This window comes from Paenibacillus sp. GYB004, assembly GCF_036577605.1.
Classification (GTDB): Bacteria; Bacillota; Bacilli; order Paenibacillales; family NBRC-103111; genus Paenibacillus_AB; species Paenibacillus_AB oceani.
On sequence record NZ_JARBDB010000011.1, the window covers coordinates 196,321 to 221,161 of the forward strand.

A 24,841-nucleotide genomic window follows, 5' to 3' on the forward strand; every position below is an offset into this window, starting at 1 on the left:
ACACTCAAAAACTCCTATCCGAACCGACTGCCGCGATTTCGTTAAATTAGTATCATCCCAGTTAAATAGTTGTCATTTTAAGCGTAACGGAAACGTCTTACTATGGAGACAAGAGGTTTTCGTTCCCCGCAGCGGTGGGTTGCACGGAAGCTCTGATCAAGAAGGCGGCGCATATGGCGGCCGCTATAACGGGAGGTCACCACGAAATGAATCGATGGATCAAGAAGGGGGCGGCCGTGTCGCTGCTTGCGGCGCTGGCTGTGGGCTGCAGCACGGGAGGAGAGACGGCGAATCAGGGTGCCGACAACAAAACCAAGCCGACGCTCACGTTCTGGATGAAAAAGCAGCTGTTCGAGGACCAAAACAAGCTCGTGCAAGAGCGGGCCAAGCAGTTCGGCACCGAACATAACGTCAACGTGAATATTGAACTGATCGCTTATGAAGACTTCTACCCGAAATGGTCTGCCGCAATCGAATCGAGGACCGTACCGGACATCTCATTTTTCGGCTATCAGGAAATCGGCCAATTTTACGCCAAGGGCGTGCTAGAGGATACGACCGATCTGGTCAAATCGATCGAAAGCAAAAATGGCGAGATGCAGGCGAGCATGAAAAAAGCGATTACCTTCCAAGGGAAGCAATACGCCATCCCGTTCTGGACCGAATCGCAGGTGCTGTACTACCGCAAAGATTTGCTAAAAAACGCCGGCTTCGACGCCCCTCCGAAAACATGGGACGAGTTCCGCAAGATGGCCAAGGCGCTGACCGATCCGGGCAAAGGCGTGTACGGCGCCGGCATGGGCTACGGCAAAGGCAACTCCGACGCCGAGTTCCTCACCCGCGGCATCATCTGGTCGTACGGCGGATCGCTTGACACGAAGGACGGTAAGACGGTAATTGCGAATTCGCCGGAAACGATCGAGGCGACGAAGGTAATCCGCGACATTTTCATGACAGACAAAAGCACGCCTCCAAGCGCAATCGGCTGGGACGACAGCGGCAACAACAAAGCGTATTTGAGCGGCCAGGCCGCAATGGTGTTCAACGTCGGCAGCCTGCTCAGCACGATCAAGAAGGACAACCCGGAGTTGTACGAGAAGACGGGAATCGCTCCTTATCCGGCCGGGCCGAAAGGAACGTTTATTCCGGGGATCAGCAACAACCTCGGCATTTTCAAAGATTCGCAAAACAAAGAGCTGGCCAAGCAGTTCGTCGAGTATATGCTCGCGACCGACTGGTACAAAACGTGGATTGAAAAAGGCGCGCCGCTTACCGGTCCGGTGTATACGAAGCTGACGAGCGAGCCGGTGTGGCAGGACGAGCGAAACAAAGCGTTTGTCGATTCGGTGAAAGGGTTCTACTTCCTCGGCTATCCGGGCGAATACAATCCGAAGGCGGGCGAAGTGTTCAATCTGCGCATCGTGAACGATACGTTCCAAAAGCTGCTGCTCGAGCCGAGCTATACGCCGGAGACGGCGATCAAAGATTTGCAGACGAAAATCGAAGAGATTTATAAGAAGTAATAAGACCAATTCAGGCTGCGGTCCAAGGCAGTGTCTTCGCACGGTTTGCCTGCGCCCGCAGCCTACAGTTAGGCGGGATTTCACTTGAGAACGAACACGGACAACAAGCTGGCGTATGCACTGATGAGTCCCGTATTGATTTACTTGCTTGCCGTTATGGTCGTTCCGTTCGGCTGGGCGCTGTACCTCAGCTTCACGAATAAAGTCGTCGGCAGTAACGCCACGTTTATCGGACTCGGCAATTACATCGAGCTCGTCCAGGATTCGCTTTTCTGGAGAGCGGTCTGGAATACGGCGGTGTTTACGCTGGTGGCCGTCATCGGCAAAACGGTGTTCGGCATGATCATGGCGCTAGTGCTGAACGAAAAAATCGTATTCCGCAACGTGTTCCGGGTACTGCTGTTTTTGCCGTGGACGATTCCGACGATCGTTTCCGTTTTTACGTGGCAATGGATCTATTCCGATGTGGGCGGCGTGCTCAACCATTTGCTGCTCAAGGCGCATCTCATCTCGCAGCCGGTCGGCTGGCTGGCCAGTCCCGATCTGGCGATGTTTTCGGTCATCCTGGTCAACGTCTGGCGCGGCATTCCGTTTATGGGGATCGCCATCCTGGCCGGACTGCAGACGCTGTCCAAAGAAATGTACGAAGCGGCGATGCTGGACGGAGCCGGGGCGATCAAACGGTTTTTCTATATGACGCTGCCTTCGGTGAAGGAAGTAACGGTGCTGGCGGCCGTCATGACGACGATCTGGACGCTGAACGATTTCGAGATCATCTGGCTGCTTACGCGCGGCGGGCCGTCGAACGGGACACAGGTGCTGTCTACACTTAGCTACACGATCGGATTTTTGAATATGAGCTTGGGGAAAGCGATCGCAATCGCGATCATGACGATGCCTCCGCTGATCATGCTGATCAACTTCGTCACGAAGCGTTCGCTTTCATCGAATGAGTAGGTGATGGCAGATGGAACATAGATCGATCGCGAACCGGATAATCGTATACGCTACATTGGCTGTCATGCTTATTTTTGCTTTGTTTCCGCTGTACTGGATGTTTAATACTTCGTTCAAATCGAATGCCGAGATTTACCGGATGACTCCGACGTTTTGGCCGGAGCGGTTTACTTGGTCGGCTTACGAGAAGCTGTTGACGGAGAACGGGTTTTTGCTGAACGTCAAAAACTCGCTGGTCGTCTCCGTATTCGTCGCGCTCGGCTCGATCGCGGTCAGCATGCTGGCCGCATATGCGATTGCCAAGCTGCGTTTTCGCGGCAGAAGCATCGTGTCCCGGGGCATTTTGTACGCTTATTTGATGCCGCGTGCCGTATTGTTCATCCCGTTGTATATGCTCGTCTCGCTGATCGGCGTTAATAATTCGATCTACGGACTGATGATTATTTATCCGACGATTACGATTCCGTATGCGACCTGGATGCTGATCTCGTATTTCAAATCGATTCCGGTCGAAATCGAGGAAGCTGCTATGATCGACGGATGCAGCCGGGCGCGCACGATGTGGAGCATCATTTTCCCGCTGGCCGCTCCCGGAATCGCGGCGACGTTTATCTTTTCGTTTACGCTTTGTTGGAGCGAATATTTGTATGCGCTGGTCGTAGTGACGAAGGGCTCGGACAAGACGCTGACGCTCGGGCTGTCGGATATGATCGTCGGGGACGTCTTCGCCTGGGGACCGCTGATGGGCGGCTCGATTCTCGCCTCGATCCCGGTCGTCATTATGTACCTGTTCACTTCTAAATATATGGTTAGCGGCATGACCGTAGGAGGAGTCAAATAATGGGCGAACTGAAAAAAGTGCTGGTGACCGCGACGAATTATTCGCGGTTGTGCGCGGAAGCGAAGCGGCTGCTCGAGGAGGGCGGCTGTGAAGTGATCGAGAACAAGGTCGGACGTCCGCATACGTTCGAGGAGCTCGCTCCGCTTGTTACGGATATCGACGGCGTCGTGGCCGGCGTGGATACGTGGGACGAAGCGGTGTTCCAGCTGGCGCCGAAGCTGAAGGCGATCGCCCGGTTCGGCGTAGGCGTGGACAATATCGACCTGGCCAAAGCCCGCGAATACGGCGTTCGGGTGACGAACGTACCGGGAGGGAATGCGAACGCCGTCGCCGAGCTGACTGTCGGAATGCTGCTGGCGCTGATCCGCAGCATTCCGGCGCTGCACCAGTCGGCCCGGCGGGGGTATTGGGACCGCCACGTCGGCGGGGAGCTGGCGGGCAAAACGGTCGCTCTGCTCGGCTTCGGCAACATCGCCCAGATGGTCGCCAAAAAGCTGAGCGGATTCGACGTCGAGATTATCGCTTACGACAAGTACCCGAATGCGGCGAAAGCCGCGGAGCTTGGCGTCGAGCTCGTCAGCGCCGGGGAAGCGCTGGCGCGTGGCGACATCGTCAGCATGCACCTGCCGAGCCTTCCCGAAACGCGTCATATGATGAATGACGGGCGGTTTGCGGCGATGAAGCGCGGCGCTTATTTCATCAATACGGCGAGAGGGGCGCTCGTCGACGAAGCGGCGCTGTACCGCGCGCTGAAGTCGGGAACGATTGCGGGAGCCGCAATCGACGTGTATGAGACGGAGCCGGTATCGGCGGACAATCCGCTGTTTCAGCTGGACAATATCATCACGACGCCGCATACGGCTGCAGAGACGGAGGAAACGTACCGCCGGGTCGGACTCGTCACGGCTCAAGCGCTGCTGGACGTATTCGCCGGCAAGCAGCCGGACAATCCGGTTGCCGCCGGTTAAGAGCTGCGGCCCCCCGCGGGAGTGGCGGTTTGATAAGGATGGGAACACCGCAGATTAATCGGAAGGAAAGGAAGGGAGCCATGGAACGAAGCGCTGTCGTCATCGGCAGTTTGAATATGGATATTGCGGTAACGGTCGATCGGCTGCCTGCGGAGGGAGAAACGCTGCAGGGCGGCGGGCTCGTCGAGGCGCCGGGCGGCAAAGGGGCCAATCAGGCGGCGGCGATCGGCAAGCTGCAAACCCCGGTGCGGATGATCGGTAAAGTCGGCGCGGACCGCAATGGAGCGGCACTGCTGCAATCGCTCGAAGCGTCCGGGTTGGATACGGACGCCGTGCATACGTCGTCCGGGCAGCCGACCGGCGTGGCGCTCGTTACCGTCGACCGGGCGGGGCGGAACCATATCGTCGTTGTCCCCGGAGCGAACGGAGAGTTGACCAAGGACGATATCGACAGCCGCGCCGATATTATCGAGCAATGCGATATGGTCGTGCTTCAGCTGGAAGTTCCGATGGAGACCGTCGCTTATGCGCTTCGCCAGGCGAAAGCGCTCGGCAAAACGACCGTGTTGAACCCGGCGCCTGCCCGCAAGCTGGACGACGAGCTGCTGCGGCATGTCGATTTCCTCATTCCGAACGAACACGAGCTGCAAACGATCGCAGGGCTCGATCAAGTCGACGAGCATTCGGTCGGGGGAGCGGCCCGGCGGTTCGCGGAGAAAGGCGTCGGCGCGCTCATCGTTACGATGGGGGAGAAGGGCTGTTATTACGCCGACAGCAGCACGGTCAAGGCGTATCCGGCCCGCAAAGTGAATGCGGTCGATACGACGGCAGCCGGAGACAGCTTCATCGGCGGCTTTGTGGCCGGCTACCTGGCATCCGGGAACGCGGATACGGCGATCCGGCTGGCGCAACTTGCCGCCGCTATTACGGTGACGAGGCATGGCGCCCAAAGCTCGCTGCCGACGAGGCAAGAGGTCGAAGCGTTGTGGCAAAGTGCGAACGAATAGTACGGCTCAGAAGAGGAGAGATCGAGAAATGAAACATTTATACGGCGTAACGACGGCTATGGTCACTCCGTTTCGTAAAGACGGTTCGATCGATTTCGAAAGCGTGGAGAGATTGACGGAGTTTCTCATTTCGAAAGGAGTTCACTGCTTGTATCCGCTCGGCACAACCGGCGAAATGCTGCGATTGACTGTAGCCGAACGCAAAGCGGTCGCCGAAACGGTCGTACGCCGGGCGGCGGGCCGTGTTACGGTGTTTATCCATGTCGGCGCGATGACCCAGAACGATACGGTTGAGCTGGCGATGCATGCGAGCGAGATCGGAGCAGACGGTATCGGGGTCGTGACTCCGGCCTTTTTCGGTGCGAACGACGCGGAGCTGGAGCATTATTTCGTAACAGTCGCTTCGAGTGTGCCGGACAGCTTCCCGGTGTACTTGTACAACATTCCTCAATGTGCGGCCAACGATTTGAAAACCGATGTCGCCGAGAAGGTGGCGGCACAATGCGCGAATGTAATCGGCATCAAATACAGCTATCCGGACTTTTTGCGGACGAACGAGTATTTGACCATCAGGGACGGGGATTTCTCCGTTATGCAAGGGGCGGACCGCCTGTTTTTGCCCGCTCTGGCGATGGGATGCGAAGGAGTTATCTCCGGCGTTTCGTGCGTCTATCCCGAACCGTTCGTCGCGGTATACGAAGCTTTTCTCGCAGGCGATCTGGATCAGGCGAGAAAGCTGCAGCGGATCGCGATCCGGTACTGCGAAACGCTCAGAAGCGGCAGCAACATGTCCTACTTTAAAGAAGCGCTCAAACTCCGGGGCATCGACGCATGCTACATGAGAGCACCTCAGCTCGATCTGCCCGAGGCGGAGATCGGCGATCTGAAGCGCAGACTGGACGAGCTGAATGCACTGACCGGGTATGCGTAATCCGAAGTAGATGGATGGATAGTCTTGAAAAACCGTTCCGGTTACCGTTACCGGGCGGTTTTTTTGTTGTTGAAAAGAAATAACAAACTTCAAATTATGTTGGATATGATGCGGTACTATATTTAATAACATCAAATATTAATTACATAAACTAAAATGCGAATAATGCCGGCAAAACTTCTGCTAAGTGACTTACCTGCATCTAAGTGATGTAACCACAGAAATTTTTAAAAGTTTAATAATCGATTATAAATCACGAGGAGGGAATAAAAGGAAAACATAGAATTAGTTACATGACTTATCCTTTGTTTAACACCGTACTTATCCTTTTTGAATGACTGTTCCTTCATGTTGTTTCGAATTGAGTTGGTCGATCCTATTGTAATGTCCGAATCTAAATTAGCGGAGGGGTTGGATGAAGAAGGAATACATTTTTTCTTTTATATTATCAATAGGCTTCTTTTCGTTCCTGCTAGCAGGCTGCAATCGAGAGGAAAAAGAAGTTCAACAGCAAAAAGTGGTCAAGCTGATGTTCTTAAATGAGGAGACTTACCGTCGCGAGTATGCGAATGTACTGGAGTATAAATTTCCGGAGCTGCAGATAGAGATCATTCCCTATTCGGATCTAATGCAGCCTGGCAAACTGAACATCAAATCCTTTATCGAATTTGTACTAAACCATAAGCCGGATATCGTTTCAATACTACCTATTCCAGGATTGTTCGAAACGATGATCCAGGAAGGGTACTTGCTTCCGCTGGATCAGCACATTTCGAGACATCGGTTTGACCTTGACCAATATGCACCCGTTGTGACGAACCTGCTTCGCGATAAAGGGCAAGGAAGTCTATATGGTGTACCTCCATCCTTCTCAACCAGCGCTTTATACTTTAATAAAGATCTGTTCGACAGGCTGAAGATTGAATATCCCCGTAACGGGATGAGCTTCAAGGATGTGTTGTATCTGGCCTATCGCTTTGCACGACAAGGAGACGGGGAGCCTATCGTCGGATTTTATATGAAAAATATGACTCCGAGAACAGTATGGCGTTATGCGGGAGATATGGAAGGGTTGCAATGGATCGACGCAAACGGTCAAAAAATGACCATACAAACTGCGGCTTGGGAGAAAGTGTTCTCGAATGTTGTTGACGCTTACCGGTCGGGGGCTATGTTTGATGCGTCATTGCTGCGGGCACAGTCGGATCAACAAGAATGGATTAAAAATTACGAGGCGGTCATCGCGCAAGCCAGAAGCAACAGTCTGTTTGCAACCGGCAAAGCGGCTATGACGATCGATTCGCCTCTGCTTATCAATGATATTAACCGGTTTGAGCCCGGTATGAACTGGGATCTGGTTTCTTTGCCGAGCAATGGAGGCGCGGTTCCTTCCAACTATGTGCAATTTCAAACCCTACACTCTATAGCTTCGGGAACGTCACTGGCAGAAGAGAGCTGGACCATATTGCAGCTTTTACATAGCGATCGGATGGAGAAAACGAATGCGATCCAAAACGGCGTTTTATTCAATAAGCTGCCTGTTAGGACGAAAAACATTTCATTTCCTCAAGAGAAAAATATAGAAGCTTTTTATTCCTTAAAAACAGAGGAAAAGGGAGCGGCTGTAGCGCAAATACCCGCCGGGTTGGAACCGCTGATCGAACAAATGATCACGGATCTGTTGGACGACAAATTATCCGTTTCCGACGCTTTGCGCGTCATTCAAGAACAGGGAAATGTGATGCTGCTACAAGATCGGGGTGTTCAAGATGAGTAAAATGAAACGTGGTCGTTTGACGGGACTGTTAACGGGGATCGCTCTCGTTGTCAGTTCCTGTTCGTCAGACACCCCGGAACCGGATAAGCTCACCGGAACTTTGAAAATTGCGGTTATGAATCAGTTTAGTTATTATGGAACCGCAGGAAAAATTTTACCGTTTTATTTCCCCAATATTACCTTCGAAATGGTTGATGTGGAGCATGGGTCTCCGGATCAAATAGCGGAACAGATAGACGAGTTGAAACCGGACATTGTCACATTCCTTACTCCCGCCGACTATGTGACGATGCTGGAACGCGGTTCTTTGCTGGACTTAAGCTCCCGGATCAAACGGGATCAATTCGATCTGGATCCGGTGCATCCTCAGGTCGTCCGCTACCTGAAGGAGATCAGCGGAGGCGGAACATTCGGTCTAGCCCCCGTCTTCAATAGTACCGCCCTTTACTACAATATCGATTTGTTTAACCAATACGGTGTCCCATATCCGACCGATCGGATGAGCTGGGAAGAACTGTATCAATTGGCCGCGCGATTTCCCTCCGGCGAAGGGAATGCAAAAGTTTACGGTTTTCGTTATTATGGGGGGATCAATAGCCAATTATCGATGGTTGCCCACGCGGAACATCTCAGTTATTATGATGCATCGATGGAGAACCTGCAAATGAACACGGATTCGTGGCGGCACTTGTTCCAAACCGTTATGGATTGGAACAAGAAAGGGGTCGTGGATACGAACATTACGGATTTATTTATCGAAGGCAGAGCGGCCATGACGCTGGGAAGCCCCGAATACATTTCCGTATTAAAGGAAAAAGGGAAGGAGATCAATTGGAGTATCGTAACCACTCCATCCAATTCCAAGGACCGCGACTTCAATCATTCGATCGGGCTAAATGACATCTATACCATACATGCCAAAGCCGCTTCTCCGGACCTGGCCTGGGAAGGTTTGAAGTTTGTGAATGGAGACGATATAGCCAAATTGCAATTTAAGTCACTCTCTACGCGAACATCCTACAGCAGGGAAAGGGAGGGCGTGTCTCTGGAGCCGTTTTATAAACTGAACTTCGATACGTTTGGTACTTTTGAAAGTTTGCGTAGAAGGGGAGTACCCGCGGATTTTCCGAACAGCTTGAATAAACTGGTCAATCAGAAAACGGAAGCTGTCATGAAAGGAACATTAACTCCTAATGAAGCCTTGGAGCAAATCCAGAACGAAGGCCAATTGCTCCTGCGTTCCGCAAAAGCTCCATGATGACCCAATAAATTCCAATATGAGTTTTTCGGAATCCAAGTACGATAGCGGCTCGTCTTTTTCCGCATGTAGCCGGATATACTGGTAGTAATTATCGTACAAGGAGGCAAACTTATGGCAGACCAAAGCAAAGTCACAATTAAGGTTAACGACAACGGGTCGCTTCGGGTGACCGGGCCGGTCGAGCTGGTGGACGCGGAAGGAAACCCGTTCGAGCACAAAGAGTCGTTCTCGCTGTGCAGGTGCGGAGGATCGGGCAACAAACCGTTCTGCGACGGCACGCATAAGTCCATCGGCTTCAAAAGCGAGCCGAGAGCGAAGTAGGAGATGGTTTACATAAACGTTGCCCGGACTCGATAAGAGACCGGGCTGTTTCCTATGCGGCCATGATGCCGGAAAGGAGCGAAGCTTTATTTTATTGCACACGTGTAATATAATAAGAAGCAATCCCGGCGATTAGGGGGAAAGGAGCCGTGCCGCAACGAATGACCGTTACGATTAAAGACATAGCCAAAATGGCCGGCGTCAGCCATCCGACCGTGTCAAGGGCGCTCAACGACGACCCTGGCGTAAACGAAGAGACAAGACGGAAGATTTTGAGGATTGCCAAACAGTTGAATTATGTGCCGAATTTGGCGGCAAAACGGCTGGCCGAACGGAAATCGAACTGCATCGGTATGATTTGGCCTGCTTTCGAATCGATGTTTTTCTACAATTTGAGTAAAGAAATCCAGAGAGAGGCCGGCAAAAAGGGGATGAGCGTGCTGCTGTCGCTGGACGAACCGGTTGAAGCGATGCGTACGCTGAACCAGCAGTTTGTCGATCACGTCATCTATTGGGCGGCACCGGATTGGGAGGCGCCCGCAGAGTTTTTGAAGGAGAAAGAGCGGTTCAAAGGCGACATGCTGCTGATTGGCGGAGGTACGGTCGAGGATGCCCACTGCCTGAAAATCGACAGAAGGCAGGGGATTTACGAAGCGGTCCGGTATTTGGCCGAGCTGGGCCATTCCCGAATCGGCTTTATCGGGCAGACGACGGACAAACTGGTCGGATTTACGCAAGGCATCGTCGACTCCAGACTGGATTTTCGAAAAGATTTTCTCGTATCGATCGGAGATTCCCACTCGGCCGACGAACCGTTCGACGAGAAGGCCGTAACCGATCTGCTGCTTGGGAGCGGAAAACCTACGGCGTTCGTACTGGATAGCCAAGTGACCTTTTTTCAACTGGCCAGAATGCTGAGACGCCACAAAATCCGTGTTCCTGAAGACTTGTCGTTAATCGTCTATGACGACGTTCCGGAGCTGCAGCTGTTCGAGGTTCCGCTCTCGACGATCGGCCCTCCGCTCCATGTTTTGGCGGAACGGGCGATAGCCATGTTGACGGAAAAAAACGCAGCGGACGAAGTGACCCCCTGTTGGCAAGTGGAAGAGATTAAAAGTGAGCTCGTAATCAGACATTCGGCCACGCCGCCTCCCCTGTAAAAAAATATGCAGGGGGCAGTTTACACATTATGAACACGTGTGCTATTATTAGTTTGTAAATAGCACATTATTTTATGTACACGTGTGTATAATTCGACAAGAAGGGAGACTATGGAACCATCTGCCGTATGGGGGGAGGGTACCCATCGGAAATAGCGGGTGAGTAGGCATGCAGCAGTCGCTAATCTCATATTTGACAGCGCTTACAATTGTTTTACGATTTAATCGCACCAGGAGGTTGGACAGCGAAAAACCGGCAAAAAAATCGGAGGAGGTATCGCTAAAACTCGAACTGCACAGCTTTACGATCATAAGAAACTAGGTGCCGCTGGCACTGTGCCAACCTGACGACATGAACCGGACGTTCGAATATGTAACGTTATTTTTGAGAGTGATGTACAGGAAAGCCCAGTTGAAATAAAGGAGAGGGTCGGGCATGGTATTGAGTAAAAGAGCAATCATCTCTGCAAGCATGATGGCATTGTTGCTGGCGGCTTGCGGCGGGGAAAAACAAGCAACCGGGGGAATCGCCCCGGAAACGGCGAAGACGGAACCAAGCAAACCGGTTACGCTGCAGATGCTCCAGGACGGGGCGACCATTACCGACGAAGAGTTCGATACGCTGATCGCGGCGCCTGTAAAAGCCAAATACCCGCACATCACCGTCGAGATGATACGCAACAAAAACGGCAACAACGGGCTTAGCGAACTCCTTACATCGGGAAGCTTTCCTGATTTTATGTTTATCACGTCTCTCCAGATCAAGGCACATCGGGATCTTGGCACAACGGAAGATCTGACGCCGTACATCCAGAAATTCGGGATGAACGTCAATCAGTTCGATCCGGCGGCGCTGCAAACCTCCAAAGTATACGGGGGCAGCGAGAAGTTGTACGCTGTTCCGTTCTCCTTGAACTTCCTCGCTTTGTTTTACAACAAAGATTTGTTCGACCGTTTCGGCGTATCGTATCCGAAGGAAGGGATGACCTGGCAAGAAACGATTCAGCTCGCCGCGAAATTTTCCAGAAGCGAAAACGGCGTCGAGTACAAAGGACTGCTTACCAATGCAATTACCGACATGTCCACGCAGTTATCGCTGCCGCGCGTGGATCCAAAGACGAATAAAGCGCTCATCAATACCGATGGATGGAAAAAGGTGGCGGAAGTTATTCAGGGAATTAACGCCGTACCCGGCAACAAAGGAGTCAATTTGGACCATTTCCTGAAAACCCAGACACTCGCCATGGTCGCCAGTTACGATGCGAGGTTCGCCGCTCTGGAGAAATTGCACGGCACCCCGGAAAATTTCAACTGGGACGTCACGCAATTCCCGAGCTACCCCGAACGTCCGAATACGAGTTTCCAGTCCACAGGGCACTTCCTTGCCGTATCGGCTCTGAGCAAAAATAAAAACGAAGCGTTCCAAGTCATTCAGCTGTTGACGGGGGAAGAGATTCAAACCGTGATTACCGAACGAGGCCGCTTTACCGCACTGAGCAACGAAACGATCAAAAATAAATATGGTGCGAACATGAAGTCGATGAACGGCAAAAACATCAAGGCTGTCTTTAAGAGCTCTTTTGCGCCTCCGTATGAGCCGACGACTTACGATCCGCTGATCAATACCCCACTTAACGATGCCGTCAAAAACATCGTCGATAACGGCCTGGACATCAACAGTGCGCTGCGCCAAGCGGAAGAAGCGGCTAACCGGGCGATTGAAGCGGAAATGAAATTAGCCAAGTGAGGATGGAATTTCGAGATCGATCTAAATCGGGGAGGGTTTCGGATGAGCGTTCGCAGCAATAAAATGCGGTTGGCTTTACTGATGTCGGTTTGTCTCGTCTTTCAAGGATTTACTTTCGGAGGGAGCGAGGTTTCGGCGGACTCACCGCCATCCGCCAATTTACTAGCCAATGCCGGCTTCGAAACGGTAACGAACGGTGCTCCATCGGGGTGGACGGCTATCGGAAATACATGGACCGGAGCGGCTGCAGCCGTTCCGGAAGCGGCGAGAACGGGGGGCTACGGCATCTCGATCCAGACGAACACGGCGAACAACCCATGGGTCCAGCAAGGGATTCCCGTGGAAGAGGAAGCGACGTACAAAATTTCGTCGTGGTTCAAGGCGATCGGCGTAAGCGGCGCGCCCGGCTACAAGATCGAGTTTTACACCTCGCAAGTCTTATCTCCGCAAACGGCTTTGCCCGGATATTCGTACCGCAGCTCCGCATCCGGCCTCGACGGACAATGGCACGAGCTGGACTATGAAGTGAAGGCCCCGATAGGAGCGAAATACATGTACGTTTATTTGCGCCTGTACGGAACCGGCAAAGTGTATTTCGACGACGCGGCGGTCGCCAAAACGAAAGATGCGCCGCAAATCGTGCTCACGCCCAATCATACCTACTATTACCCGGATCTCGCGTCCGGCAGCATCAATGTGGTGCTTAAGCCGCAAGACGGCATTTTTACCGGGAAAACGGCGGACATCAAGCTAATGAAGGAAGCTGACGGCACGGTTGTATTTGCGCAAACCGGTGCAGCCGCCGCAGTGGAGCTTAATGTTCCGTTCCAGCCTTCCGTCATGGAGCCCGGACAGCCTTACGTGCTTTCGGCCGAATTGAAAAACGCCGTAGGGGTCATCCTTTCGCGGGAGGAACGAACCATTTACCGATGGAACCGCCCGACGATGCTGCCGCAGAACGGTCCCGTTCAAGTAGGCGGACAGCCTTTTTTCCCGGTGATCGCCTACCATGCAGGCCTGGACGATTTATTGTATTTGAGCCAGATCGGGGTCAATACGATCCAAGGCATCAACACAGCGAGCGAGGCGACGGTACAAACGTTACTTGATACGGCACAGGCGAACGGCCTCATGGTGCTGCAGACGCTGTACCTCAACATGCAGGTCAAGGAAAATTTCGCGCTTACAGAGCAAATGGTCGCCCGTTTCAAGAATCACCCCGCCCTGCTTGGCTGGATGATCATGGATGAGCCGACCGGCAACGGAATCCCCCAATCGGAAATTCTCGAAGCGTACAAAAGGATCCGCTCCATCGACCCCGATCATCCGACCTATATGGTCGAGTCTGAGACCTATGCGTACCGTCCCACCGGACAGGCGACGGACATATTAGTGACCGACGTCTACCCGTACAATAGGGTGAATGCGCAGCCCATTTCCGCCGTCGGCGACGGAGTCCGCAAAGCGGTGCTCGATACGGAAGGAGTGAAGCCGGTTTGGACCGTATTGCAGACGTTCCTCTTTCCGGGTTCGACGTCGTGGGATTATTTGCCGACGATCGGGCAAGTGCGTAATATGGCTTACCAGTCCATCTTGGCCGGAAGCAAAGGTCTTGGCTACTACTCGATTAACGATCCGGGCTGGAAGCTGCGGGAATCGGTGTTATGGGCGGGATTGGCCGCATTCAAAGACGAACTGCCGCTGATGGGTGAGTTGGTGTCGCATGGAAGCAAAACGGCCGAGCAGATCGGGAGCGCAGTGCAGTGGGGGCTTTGGAATAAAGGGCAGGAGCAGTATGCGGTCGCCATCAATGTGACGAACACCGCCCAGTCGGCGGAGATTCCGCTCGCAAGCGCGGGCAACCGGGTACAGCTGCTGTATGGCGGCGAGCCGGCTTCGTGGGATAGCTGGAACGGGAAACTGAATGCGGACCTCGGTCCCGAGCAGGCTCTAGTTTACCGCATTACGCCGTTCAGCTCGGAAGTCGCAGCGGCGATCGATGCGATCGAGAACGCAAACGATATGCTGCAAAGCAGCTATTGGAGGCAAAAATCGGGCGATCTGGCTGCCAAACTCGCCGATTTGCAGCATTTCTTAGCGGGGCAGACTCCGGACGTAAAACACGTCATGAACAAAGCGGATAAAGTGCTGGACGATACGAATAAGCTGAAAGCATGGGTAAACGGACAAAACGATACCGTCCTGGAAGGTAAAAGGGGAACGCTGCTTTTGCTGCTTGACGGCATATATGACCGGGTAGTTCCGATCGTCCACTCGACGATCCGGCTCGAGTTGGAGCCGTTTCCGCTTGCGGCAGCACCCGGAGAACAAGTGACGGCAAATGTGCAGATCCGTAACACGGGTGATAAAACACTCCGTCCGTGGCTGCGCATCGATCTTCCGCACGTTTTCGGGCTGGCGCCGATCGAGAGGGAGTTCGGTCCCGTCAACAGTGGGGATGCCGGTTCCGCCTCCGCCAACTTTACAATTCCGTCTGCGGTTCCGGCGAAGGCTTACACGGTTACGGCATCGGTCTATTACGAGTTCAAAGGCTCGGTATTTCAGGTTTCGTCGTCCCGCGAGCTGAACGTGACGCCGCTTTTGCAGGCGAAGCTGACTCCAGGGACAATCGAGGCGGCGCTGGCCGGCACCTATCCATTTATCGTCGAACTGACGAACGGCTCGGCCGAACCGCTTACGGTGGAGCTGGAACGGTCCGTTCCAAGCGGTCTTGCGGTAGAACTGGCTTCGACAACAACAGTTGCAGGGCGCGAGACAAAGGCGATACAAGGGAACGTGACTATTCCCGCGACGGTGACGCAGGGCGTATACACGGTAACGATCGTACCCAAACTATTCGGCGCCAGCTATGCTTCGTTGCCACTCACAGTCACGATCGACACAAATCTGGTATACAACGGCGGCTTTGAGCAAGGCGGCAGCAGTCCGGACGGCTGGTTGATGCGCTCAGGCGTATGGGAGAGAACAACCGCTCACGGCGGAACGGCATCCGCCAAGCTGAACCCGGATGCGGGCAATACATGGAACGTAATCAATACGGATGACGCCAAAGAAATTCCGGTTGTGGCAGGACACCGGTACGTGTTGACAGGATGGGTGAAAAACAGCTCGACAACCGGATCGGTTGCACTCGGCATCCGGCAAATTGACGCGAGCGGCGTATCCGTTCAATACAATTGGGCGGAAGCGGCAAGAGGCGGCGACTGGACGAAGGTACAAGTAACCTTTACAGCACTGCCTCAGACCAAACGCGCTGCGGTATATTTCAAATTGGATCAGAACGTAAACGGACCGGCCTGGGTCGACGATTTGGAGATGCGTGAGCTTCCATAATAGGTAATGGATACGCGATTTCTCGCCGTCCGGCCCATATCCGGGATGATCCCGATGCCGTGCAGCGGCGGTGAATAATTGCATTTACAGGTGTGCGCATGCGATCCGGCATTGCGTCCTGGCGAAGGCCATAACCTATCTCCTTTTTGCAGGGGATAGGTTTTTTGTATGTTCCCAATCTCGGATTGGATGCACGAGCGGGGCTCCCTTTACTCCACCAGCCCCATTTCCCGATATACTTGAAACGAGACAACTCCGTTTGGAGGTAAACGATGATCCCGCTGATACTTTTTCAGCGCAGCGGTCGTATCGGAACGAAACTTGCCGTTGCTTGTTCCTTTGAAGTAACCCGCGCTTTTTAGACGGGACTGGATCAGCTGGACATCCGCTCCGACATCGCCTTCGGCCAAATCCCTGGGCCCGTGATTCGAGTCACCTAATACATGTCCGTGAATCGACACTTTTGTGCCCAGAGGAATCATCTGATACAGCTCTGTGACATCCCGGTTGTGCATCCGGATGCATCCGTGACTCTGATGCTGCCCGATCGAAAAGGGCTTGTTCGTCCCGTGTATACCGTAATATCCCCACGGAACATTGAGCCCGAGCCAGCGAGGCCCGAAGGACGGTCCCCAATTTTCCCCTTTGTACACAATCTTGTATTCTCCGATCGGAGTGGGAGTCGCCGGATTCCCGACGGCAACCCGGTATGATTTTATCAGCTTTCCGTGTCTTAACACTTTAAGGCGATGCTGCTGAGGATAAACCTCGATTTCATATTCACTCTGATCAGCTACGATCGGAAGCGACGGGTCGGCCGAAACCGGCGGAGTCCATCCGAGACCGGTCAAGACCCCCATCAGCCAAACGACTGTAAAGAAGCGCAAAGAAAAGGAGAATTTGGATTTGTTGTGGTTGTAGGTTTGACTCATAGTTCACCACGGCTATTAGTTTATTTTGCTGCTAAGACCATCCGAAAAACGAGTTAATGGTCCAAATTCATAAGTTATCCGTTCATAATCACTCCGCCGGTCACATGAATGAACTGCCCGGATACATAGGAAGAATCCTCGGAAGCCAAAAAAACGTACGCGGGAGCGATCTCGTAAGGTTGCCCCGCACGGTTCATCGGAGTTTTCGCGCCCCATTTTGCAACTTGCTCGGCCGGAAATGAAGCCGGGATGAGCGGAGTCCATATCGTCCCGGGGACAACCCCGTTAACGCGGATTCCTCTGCCATGCAGCGATTTCGATAAAGAGCGTGTAAACGCTACGATCGCTCCTTTAGTCGCAGAATAATCGATCAGTTGCTCGTTGCCCTCGTAGGCTGTTAAAGAAGCTGCGTTTACGATCGTGCCGCCGCGCTTCATATGGGGCAATGCCGCCTTCGTCAAATAAAACATGGAGTAAAAATTCGTTCGGAACGTCTGCTCCATTTGTTCGGATGTGATATCTTCCAGTCGATTTTGCACATGTTGCTCGGCCGCATTGTTCACCAAAATATCCAGCTTGCCCAAATGCCGAACCGTTTGTTCCACAATCTCCTTGCAGAACGGCTCGCTGCCGATATCGCCTGCGAACGATAAACAGCGGCGGCCTCTTTGCTCTACAAATTGTTTCGTTAACTCTGCGTCCGAATGTTCGTTCAAATACACAATGACGACATCAGCGCCTTCTTTGGCGAATGCAACGGCAATCGCTCGTCCTTGACCGCTGTCACCGCCGGTTACGATCGCAACCTTGTCCTTTAGTTTGCCGCTGCCGACGTAGTCCGGATTATCGAATACCGGCAATGGATTCATGAGCGATTCCAGACCTGGCTGTTGATCCTGGTGCTGCAGTGGGTAAGGAGGGGCCGGCTGTTTTTGTGAATTCGATATTTGCATCAGTAGTTTCTCCCTTATACGTGTGATAAGAAATCCGGATGCGGAATACGCGCTGTACGAACATTAATCAGACTCGGTTTGCTGCTGTTTTGCGACATAAGGAGTGCATTCGCCAATTGATCTGCATGTTCTGCGTGATAACTGATCCATCCGCAAGCTTCGGAAACTTTTACGAAATCCGGATTCGCGATCTCCGTATCTTGCAGCTGCAGTCCTTTCATAAGCATCTTATCCCGCTCCATTTGCAGCGTGCCGTTCTGAAAGACAATGACCGTAATCAAGAATCCATATCGGGAAGCCGTGATCAAATCGGCCAACACCATCGCCAGCCCGCCGTCACCCGTAATACAGACGACTTGTTTTTCAGGCAAACAGCATTTTGCCGCCATCGCAGCGGGTAATCCGAAACCCATCGTCCGCCAATGTTCCGAGAGAAGGACGTTCTGCTGCGCCGCACGAAAATTTCTCAGAAACCACAGGGTCGAATCGCCCTCGTCCAGAGCGATCACAGCATCAGCGGGTATATGGTTTTCCATAACTTGAATAATAGCTGAGGGGGAGAGTGGAGAAGCATTCTGATTCCGCTCTTTTTCGTTAAGTGCGGCCCACGCTTGCTTGCACTCCCGTATTTGCCGTTCCCAACCCGGATCCGGCTCGTATTCACTTAAGCCATCGATCCAATTCTCAAGGATTGAATTTGTATGGCCAAGAATCCTGCGGCTCGCTGATCGAAGCGTTCCGAATTCGCTAGGATGGCTGACCAGTTGAATAAGGGCGGGTGATGTCGTAATGAATTTATCCGGCCAGGACGCCTCGACGGCCAACACGACATCGGCCCTTTCGAGCAATTCGGGCAAATACGGATTACCGCCTTCACCAAGGCCGCTTACCATGAGCGGATACGAATCCGGAACGATTCCAACAGCTCCATAGCTGTTCGCGATCGCGCATCTCCACACTTCGGCCAACTTTCGGATAGGTTCCCGGGCTGAACGTGCCCGGCTCCCCACCAGCAAGACCGGTCGTTTAGCCGAACGCAACAGATCCAGCGCATGCCGGATTTCTAAAGGATCGGGGGACGAGACCGATACAGGGGGTGGTTCACAGGGCTGCATAGTTGTAAACATGGTAAAAACATCGGACGGTATCGATAGATGCGATACTGTGCGCTGCAGCAAGGATGTATACATGGCATGCGTCATCGACTCCAGAATCGCATCCGGATGTACGGCCATTTGGCTGAAAGAAGAAACGGCTTGGACGAGCTGCTGTTGATCGATGTATTGTTTGTATGTTGTACCGATTTTGTTCAGGGGCACTTGTCCCGTTATCGCAAGTACCGGCACTTTGTCCAGATATGCATCGCCAAGCCCGGTAATCAGATTGGTCAGACCCGGTCCCATATGCGAAATGCAGACTGCGAGCCTGCCTGTTACTTTCGCTTCCGCCGACGCCATCATGGCAGCAACGGATTCGTGCTTCACCGCAATAAAAGAAATGGATGTTTGCTTGGCAAGAGCGTCAATAAGGCCAAAAACAGCATCCCCTACAACCCCATATATTCGCTTGACGCCCCAAAGCCCGAGCTGTTCCAGAATCGCTTGCGCTACTGAGCGCGCCATAGGCTGGTTATCCGTTGTCGTTTGTGTACGTACGCAGATCGGTCAACTGGATCCATGGGAGGCTCAGCCGGAATGATGAAGCGAAAATATGAAGGAGAAGACGTGGATGTCGTCATTGTCGGGGCAGGTGCGGCCGGGGGCGTACTGGCGAAAGAACTGAGCGAAGCCGGCATGAGTGTAGTCGTGCTGGAAGCAGGGCCGTTTCGCGATCCTCAAAAGGAATTTGCAAGCGATGAGCTTTCCATGAAAAACTTGGGCTGGCAGGATACACGGATCGTGAGTGGATCCGACCCGCTTACGATGGGACATAACAATTCCGGCCGGGGCGTAGGCGGCGGGACGGTTCATTTCACAGCGGTGTTCCTTCGCTTTCATGACTCCGATTTTAAGGCGAGGACTATTGACGGCGTTGCGGATGATTGGCCGATCGATTATAACGAATTGGAGCCGTATTACTCCAGAATAGAAAAGGAAATTGCGGTATCCGGTCCCAAATATTTTCCTTGGGGAAATTATGCAGGACCTTATCCGTATCCGGAACGCGAGCCGCTCAGCCCGAACGCCTATATGTTCATGAACGGCTGTGAGAAGCTGGGAATCCGTTCGTCGGTTGCTCCGCTTGCGATTTTATCCGCACCGTTCGAAGGGCGTCCCCCGTGTATTAACCGGGGATTTTGCAATCAAGGTTGTATGCCGGACGCCAAATTCAGTACGCTGATCGTACATATTCCGAAAGCGATCAAGGCTGGAGCCGAAGTATTGGCCGATTGCATGGTCACCCAAATCACGATGGGAAAAGACGGCAAAGCCAAAGGCGTCGTATTCGTTCATGACGGAATCACGTATGAGCAAAAAGCGAAACTCGTGATCGTGTCCGCGTATGTGGTAGAATCGCCGCGGCTGCTGCTCAATTCTGCAAATTCCCAGTTCCCGGACGGACTCGCCAACAGCAGCGGGATGGTCGGAAAGTCGATTATGGTGCACAGCAGCCATGATGTGTACGCCTTATTTGATGAGGAAATCCGGTTATATAAAGGAACGCCGGTATTGGCCACGTCTCAGGAGTTTTATCGGACACATCCGGAGAACGGCTTCGTCCGGGGGTATACGATTCATTCGCACGGCGCGAGACCGGTCGAGTTCGCAAGCGGCGTGTCGAAAGCGAATGGCGGACCGGTTTGGGGCGACCGGTTCAGGGAAGCGCTGCTGAATTATAATCGTTACGGGAGAGTCACCTTAGTCGGAGAAGTTCTTCCTAGCGTAACGAATCGTGTAACCCTGGCGGACGAGAAAGACGAGTACGGGCTGCCACGCGCTAAAGTTACGTTTAGCTATGGAGATAATGACCGGAAACTGATCGATCATGCGGTAGGTAAAATGAGCGGGATTCTGGAAGCGGCGGGTGGAAATGTACATTTCGTCGTACCGGATACCGCTCATATGATGGGAGGATGCCGGATGGGGGACGATCCCGGTTCGTCGGTCGTGAACTCCTACGGGCAATCCCACGACATCCCCAACCTATTCATATGCGATGCAAGTATCTTCGTCACTTCAGGTGCCGGCAATCCGACGAATACGGTTATGTCGTTGGCCTTGCGGACAGCCGACTACATCAAGGAAAAAACAGGGAAGTTGGAGCTGACCATATCGGGTTAACCGGCCTCAAGAAAACGCACGTATTGCCGATAGGCAAACTCATCCGCACGCGCTTCGATCTGAAGCTTTCGATACGGCGTATTTGTACGAGCCGCTCTGGCCAGAGCGGCTTGATACGATTTTAGATCCTGATCTTGTCTGCAATGCGATAAAGCATCTATAAGATGATAGTATTCATGAAAGAAGATGAAATAGGGAAGAGCGTTCCTATTGATATTATACTTGGCCATCACTTGACGTTCGTCTAAGGTAAGATAACGGTCATAAGGCAATTGGACCTGAATTCTCGCTTTCGTAGACTTCCGGTTTAGAAGAACAGCGCCTCCATAAAAAGGACCCCATGATAAATCCAGCGAACAGCGGACCGCCTGAGGAAACTGGTTAGAGACAAGCTCTAATTGATCCAGCAGCCTTTTCTGCCAAACCTGCTTTCGCAGCTTTCTCCACTTGTATTTTCCCCATAGTTTTCGGAACATCGGTACCCACTCCTTGCTTCAACCATACAACGATGAGGTTAAGGATACAACGTTAAATAAAGGGAGAGGCCTTTGTGAGCCGAGCAGGCCAAAGAAGCCATATTTTGCGGCAGCATCCCGTTTCCACACATGAATCCGTTCGGGAGGAATAGGATTTATACATATATAGGGGAGCGGGAAGGAGGAAGGATGTGACGATCCATTTCAACGGGGTTTCGTTCCGATATGGCGGCGACGAAGCGTGGGTGATTCGAGATGTTTATTTCACGATCCATCCCGGCGAACGAATCGCCATTGTCGGTTTGAACGGAAGCGGGAAATCGACGCTCGGCTTGTTAATGAACGGCCTTCTTTCGCCAACGTCAGGCGATGTATTCGTCTTTGGCCGAAATACCAGGTCGTTGTCCGACTTAGCGGCAATCCGTCGAAAAGTCGGTTTCGTCTTTCAAAATCCGGATCAGCAGCTAATCGCGAATACGGTTGAAGACGACGTTGCGTTCGGACTGGAGAACTTGGGGATTTGTCCGTCCGAACAAGAACGGCGGATCGAGTACGTATTGCGCTCGCTGCGCCTTGATACATTGAAACAGCTGGATCCTAACGATTTGACTTCCGGGCAAAAACAAAAGCTGGCTGTAGCCGGCGTAATCGCCATGGAACCGGATGTGATCGTTTTCGATGAAGCGATGTCCATGTTAAGCCCGCGAGACGCAGAGGAATTGAATCAAATAATGACGGCTTTTCATAAACAAGGCTTAACGGTTGTTCAAATTACTCATGACATGGAGGAGCTGTACGATTGCGATCGGGTCATTGTTTTGAAAGAAGGGGCGATGTTGCTGGACGGTCCTACGTCCCTAGTTTTTTCCAACCGGGGGATATGGAAAGAGTCCGGTCTTCTTCCGCCATTTGCCGTTCGGGTTAGAGAAGCATTAAGGGATCGCGGGATTTCTTTTCTTGAAGACGCTTATACCGAAGATGATTTGGTGAGACGGATATGCGGATATATTTCGAAAACGTGAGCCTTATATGGAACCGAGGCACTCCTTTTTCCAAAAATGTACTGAGCGATATTTCGCTGGAGATTCCTTCGGGTCAATTTGTTGCGCTGCTCGGTCCGTCAGGGGCGGGAAAATCGTTATTCGCCCAGGTCGTGGGAGGACTGAGATTTCCGGATCGCGGGAGCGTGACCGTAGGATCGTTCCGGATATCGAAAACAAACAAGCAACTGCACCGGCTCCGGAAAAGTATCGGATTCGTCTTTCAACAGCCGGAACATCAGCTTGTACGGGAAACCGTAGAAGAAGACATTGCTTTGCGTTTATCCCCCTACGATGCGAGCTTTCCTCCCGAATTGGAATCGCGTGTGGAACTGATGATGGAACGGCTCGGGCTGCCGTACGGAGCACTTCGGCACCGGTCACCGTTCCGGCTAAGTCCGGGCCAGATGCGGCGTATCGCTTTGGCGGGCGCCCTTATCGGCCAGCCCGAATTGTTGCTGCTGGATGAACCTGCGGCCGGACTCGACCCTGCCGGACGCGAAGCGATGCTAACATGTGTAAAGGAGCTTCACGAATCGCGGAAAACGACAATCATCTATATTACGCAACGTTTGGAAGAAGCATTGGAGCATGCAGACCGAATCGTAGTATTCAACAAGGGGACGATAGCCGCGGATTTGGCGCCTCCCGGCGTACCTGATCATATGAGCGAACTGTACAAAGCGGAAATTGTCGCGACTCCGCTGCTCAAATTCGCCGAACGGCTGTATTCCGTTGCGCCAGGTCTTGTTCCGCGCCACTTTGTACAAGAACGTGCGTTCCTGATGGAGCTCGCTAAGCAAATCCGGCGAAAGGAATAATCGCGATGTTTGAATGGATTGGGATTGGGCGGTACGTTTCAGGGAATCGTTTTCTGCATAAGATGGACCCCCGCTGTAAGCTGATCATGGTCTTTATGTTCGTATGCCTTATTGCTTTCACTCCATCGGTCTGGATGATGGCTGTTCACGCGGCCGCTGCAAGTACGGCGGTGTTCTCGGCGCGAATCCCTATCTCCATCGTCTGGCGTTATTCGAAAGGGATCTTATTGATCGCTTCCGTCGCGGCACTGTTTCAATTGGTTAGTCATGGGGGAGGGGACACGGTCGGATCGGCCGGCCTATTCTCGATTTCAGAGGATGGCATGAAACAAGCGCTGCTTGTGTTCGGACGGATCATGCTTTTGATCGTTTCCGTATCTATACTCACTCTGACCACTTCATCCTCGGACCTGGCCTATGGAATGGCGGCGGTTCTTTACCCGTTGCGGGTTTTCGGCATCCCGAGCGAGCGTTTTGCTTTTCTAATTATTCTATCTTTGCGGTTTCTCCCTGTCTTCCAGCGGGAAATCCATCACATCGTTATGGCTCACAAAGCGAGGCTGGGCGGGTTACGACGTTCCGGTCTGTTTGCCTTTATTCCTCAACTGGTTTCGCTTTTCGTTCTCGCGTTTGCCCATATGTATAGGCGTGCTGAAGGTCACTCGGCCGGTTTGGCGGCAAGAGGTTATGTCATGGATGCGGAAAGAATCAGTCGGCGTACGTATCGGACCGGATGGCGCGATGCAGTAGGTTTGTTTATCGTTGTCGCGCAGTATATCGTAACATTCGTTTGATCCGAATGAGGCAAGTACGGGCGGATCGATTAGACCCATTGCGGCAACGTTTAATGCGGGAGGTGACACGGAATGATGAGGAAGGGATATCATTACTGGACCAAGACCGTTACAGAAGACGCCGCCGCGTTACATCGAGCCTTTCAGCATCACGACAACGGGATGAAGGAGATGCTGATGGTCGCGTTTTTGGGGGCTTTGGCCGCCATCCTTCAAGCCGCCGGAGGCTTCCTGCCAGGGATCGGACTATTCATCAGCCCTCTTGCTTCGGCTCCGATAATACTCGGGACGGTGTATTCGTTGCGCTGCGGCTTTTTGACCTATGGAGTAACCGTCGTCGTGTTAATGATCATTCAGCCCGGCGAGCTGGTTATTTTCCCGTTTACCACCGGGCTTCTAGGAATATTCCTAGGTTTCGGACTATTACGATTGAAAAAGAGACCAGGAATCCTCGTTGCAGGAGCTGCCGGTTTATGCGCTGGAATTGTTCTCCTGCTGTACGTCTTGCATGTGCCGGTGTTAGGGCCGGCCCTATCCGGATCGTTTCAAGTCAGGACGTTCGGAATTTTACTATTATTTTGTTTGGCATACAGCTGGTTATGGGTCGAACTAAGTCTAGCCGGATTAAGAAAGCTGCGAAAAATCCTGGAGATGGGGGTTCCATAGATTTCCCTTAATTTGTATTGTACTATGGGGA

21 protein-coding genes are annotated in these 24,841 nt (G+C 52.6%); 17 read left to right on the forward strand and 4 right to left on the reverse strand.

The window, feature by feature from the left end; translation table 11 throughout:
* Window positions 1–206: 206 nt before the first annotated feature.
* From PV433_RS06860 to PV433_RS06915, 12 genes are all read left to right on the forward strand, one after another.
* Entirely contained in the window at window positions 207–1,523 is a 1,317-nt protein-coding gene (locus PV433_RS06860; RefSeq protein WP_332071439.1) for an ABC transporter substrate-binding protein, read from the forward strand.
* An 84-nt stretch (window positions 1,524–1,607) separates the two neighbouring features.
* On the forward strand, window positions 1,608–2,480 hold the full coding sequence (locus PV433_RS06865) for a carbohydrate ABC transporter permease (protein ID WP_332071440.1): 873 nt from the start codon (window positions 1,608–1,610) through the stop codon (window positions 2,478–2,480).
* A gap of 10 nt (window positions 2,481–2,490) precedes the next feature.
* Window positions 2,491–3,321, forward strand: a complete 831-nt coding sequence (locus PV433_RS06870) for a carbohydrate ABC transporter permease (protein ID WP_332071441.1) — start codon at window positions 2,491–2,493, stop codon at window positions 3,319–3,321.
* Window positions 3,321–4,289, forward strand: coding sequence for a phosphoglycerate dehydrogenase (locus PV433_RS06875; RefSeq protein ID WP_332071442.1), 969 nt, complete (start codon window positions 3,321–3,323; stop codon window positions 4,287–4,289). The genes PV433_RS06870 and PV433_RS06875 overlap by 1 nt, the downstream gene beginning before the upstream one ends.
* 80 nt (window positions 4,290–4,369) lie before the next feature.
* Window positions 4,370–5,296, forward strand: coding sequence for a ribokinase (gene rbsK, locus PV433_RS06880; protein ID WP_332071443.1), 927 nt, complete (start codon window positions 4,370–4,372; stop codon window positions 5,294–5,296).
* A gap of 28 nt (window positions 5,297–5,324) precedes the next feature.
* Window positions 5,325–6,227 (forward strand): dihydrodipicolinate synthase family protein, encoded by a 903-nt coding sequence (locus PV433_RS06885; RefSeq protein ID WP_332071444.1) that lies wholly within the window; start codon window positions 5,325–5,327, stop codon window positions 6,225–6,227.
* 415 nt (window positions 6,228–6,642) lie between these two features.
* Window positions 6,643–8,004: an ABC transporter substrate-binding protein gene (locus PV433_RS06890; protein WP_332071445.1), complete on the forward strand. Its 1,362-nt coding sequence runs from the start codon at window positions 6,643–6,645 to the stop codon at window positions 8,002–8,004.
* Entirely contained in the window at window positions 7,997–9,262 is a 1,266-nt protein-coding gene (locus PV433_RS06895; protein ID WP_332071446.1) for an ABC transporter substrate-binding protein, read from the forward strand. The genes PV433_RS06890 and PV433_RS06895 overlap by 8 nt, the downstream gene beginning before the upstream one ends.
* A 114-nt stretch (window positions 9,263–9,376) precedes the next feature.
* Complete coding sequence (locus tag PV433_RS06900; protein WP_332071447.1) at window positions 9,377–9,586, forward strand: CDGSH iron-sulfur domain-containing protein; 210 nt, start codon at window positions 9,377–9,379, stop codon at window positions 9,584–9,586.
* Window positions 9,587–9,735: 149 nt separating this feature from the next.
* The gene (locus PV433_RS06905; RefSeq protein ID WP_332071448.1) at window positions 9,736–10,746 is read left to right on the forward strand and encodes a LacI family DNA-binding transcriptional regulator; all 1,011 of its coding nucleotides are present in this window, start codon (window positions 9,736–9,738) and stop codon (window positions 10,744–10,746) included.
* 436 nt (window positions 10,747–11,182) lie between these two features.
* On the forward strand, window positions 11,183–12,493 hold the full coding sequence (locus tag PV433_RS06910; protein ID WP_332071449.1) for an ABC transporter substrate-binding protein: 1,311 nt from the start codon (window positions 11,183–11,185) through the stop codon (window positions 12,491–12,493).
* A gap of 42 nt (window positions 12,494–12,535) precedes the next feature.
* Window positions 12,536–15,847, forward strand: a complete 3,312-nt coding sequence (locus PV433_RS06915; RefSeq protein ID WP_332071450.1) for a carbohydrate binding domain-containing protein — start codon at window positions 12,536–12,538, stop codon at window positions 15,845–15,847.
* A gap of 209 nt (window positions 15,848–16,056) precedes the next feature.
* Here PV433_RS06915 and PV433_RS06920 read toward each other — a convergent pair whose 3' ends face one another.
* The 3 genes from PV433_RS06920 to PV433_RS06930 all read right to left on the reverse strand — a co-directional run bounded on the left by PV433_RS06920 (window position 16,057) and on the right by PV433_RS06930 (window position 19,354).
* Window positions 16,057–16,707, reverse strand: coding sequence for a L,D-transpeptidase family protein (locus PV433_RS06920; protein ID WP_332071643.1), 651 nt, complete (start codon window positions 16,705–16,707; stop codon window positions 16,057–16,059).
* Between the two features lie 146 nt (window positions 16,708–16,853).
* Window positions 16,854–17,732 carry an SDR family oxidoreductase gene (locus PV433_RS06925; protein WP_332071451.1) on the reverse strand — a complete coding sequence of 293 codons (879 nt, stop codon included), beginning with the start codon at window positions 17,730–17,732 and terminating at the stop codon, window positions 16,854–16,856.
* Between the two features lie 14 nt (window positions 17,733–17,746).
* Window positions 17,747–19,354 carry a thiamine pyrophosphate-binding protein gene (locus tag PV433_RS06930; protein WP_332071452.1) on the reverse strand — a complete coding sequence of 536 codons (1,608 nt, stop codon included), beginning with the start codon at window positions 19,352–19,354 and terminating at the stop codon, window positions 17,747–17,749.
* A gap of 72 nt (window positions 19,355–19,426) precedes the next feature.
* Between PV433_RS06930 and PV433_RS06935 the strand changes: the two genes are divergently transcribed.
* On the forward strand, window positions 19,427–21,013 hold the full coding sequence (locus PV433_RS06935) for a GMC family oxidoreductase (RefSeq protein ID WP_332071453.1): 1,587 nt from the start codon (window positions 19,427–19,429) through the stop codon (window positions 21,011–21,013).
* Here the strand turns inward: PV433_RS06935 and PV433_RS06940 are convergent.
* On the reverse strand, window positions 21,010–21,489 hold the full coding sequence (locus PV433_RS06940) for a hypothetical protein (RefSeq protein WP_332071454.1): 480 nt from the start codon (window positions 21,487–21,489) through the stop codon (window positions 21,010–21,012). The two genes, PV433_RS06935 and PV433_RS06940, sit on opposite strands and share 4 nt — an antisense overlap.
* A 191-nt stretch (window positions 21,490–21,680) precedes the next feature.
* Between PV433_RS06940 and PV433_RS06945 the strand changes: the two genes are divergently transcribed.
* The 4 genes from PV433_RS06945 to PV433_RS06960 all read left to right on the forward strand — a co-directional run bounded on the left by PV433_RS06945 (window position 21,681) and on the right by PV433_RS06960 (window position 24,810).
* On the forward strand, window positions 21,681–22,511 hold the full coding sequence (locus PV433_RS06945) for an ATP-binding cassette domain-containing protein (RefSeq protein WP_332071455.1): 831 nt from the start codon (window positions 21,681–21,683) through the stop codon (window positions 22,509–22,511).
* Window positions 22,508–23,350, forward strand: a complete 843-nt coding sequence (locus PV433_RS06950) for an ATP-binding cassette domain-containing protein (RefSeq protein WP_332071456.1) — start codon at window positions 22,508–22,510, stop codon at window positions 23,348–23,350. The genes PV433_RS06945 and PV433_RS06950 overlap by 4 nt, the downstream gene beginning before the upstream one ends.
* A gap of 5 nt (window positions 23,351–23,355) precedes the next feature.
* Window positions 23,356–24,144, forward strand: coding sequence for an energy-coupling factor transporter transmembrane component T family protein (locus PV433_RS06955; protein WP_332071457.1), 789 nt, complete (start codon window positions 23,356–23,358; stop codon window positions 24,142–24,144).
* Window positions 24,145–24,216: 72 nt separating this feature from the next.
* Window positions 24,217–24,810, forward strand: a complete 594-nt coding sequence (locus PV433_RS06960) for a hypothetical protein (protein WP_332071458.1) — start codon at window positions 24,217–24,219, stop codon at window positions 24,808–24,810.
* Window positions 24,811–24,841: the final 31 nt, after the last annotated feature.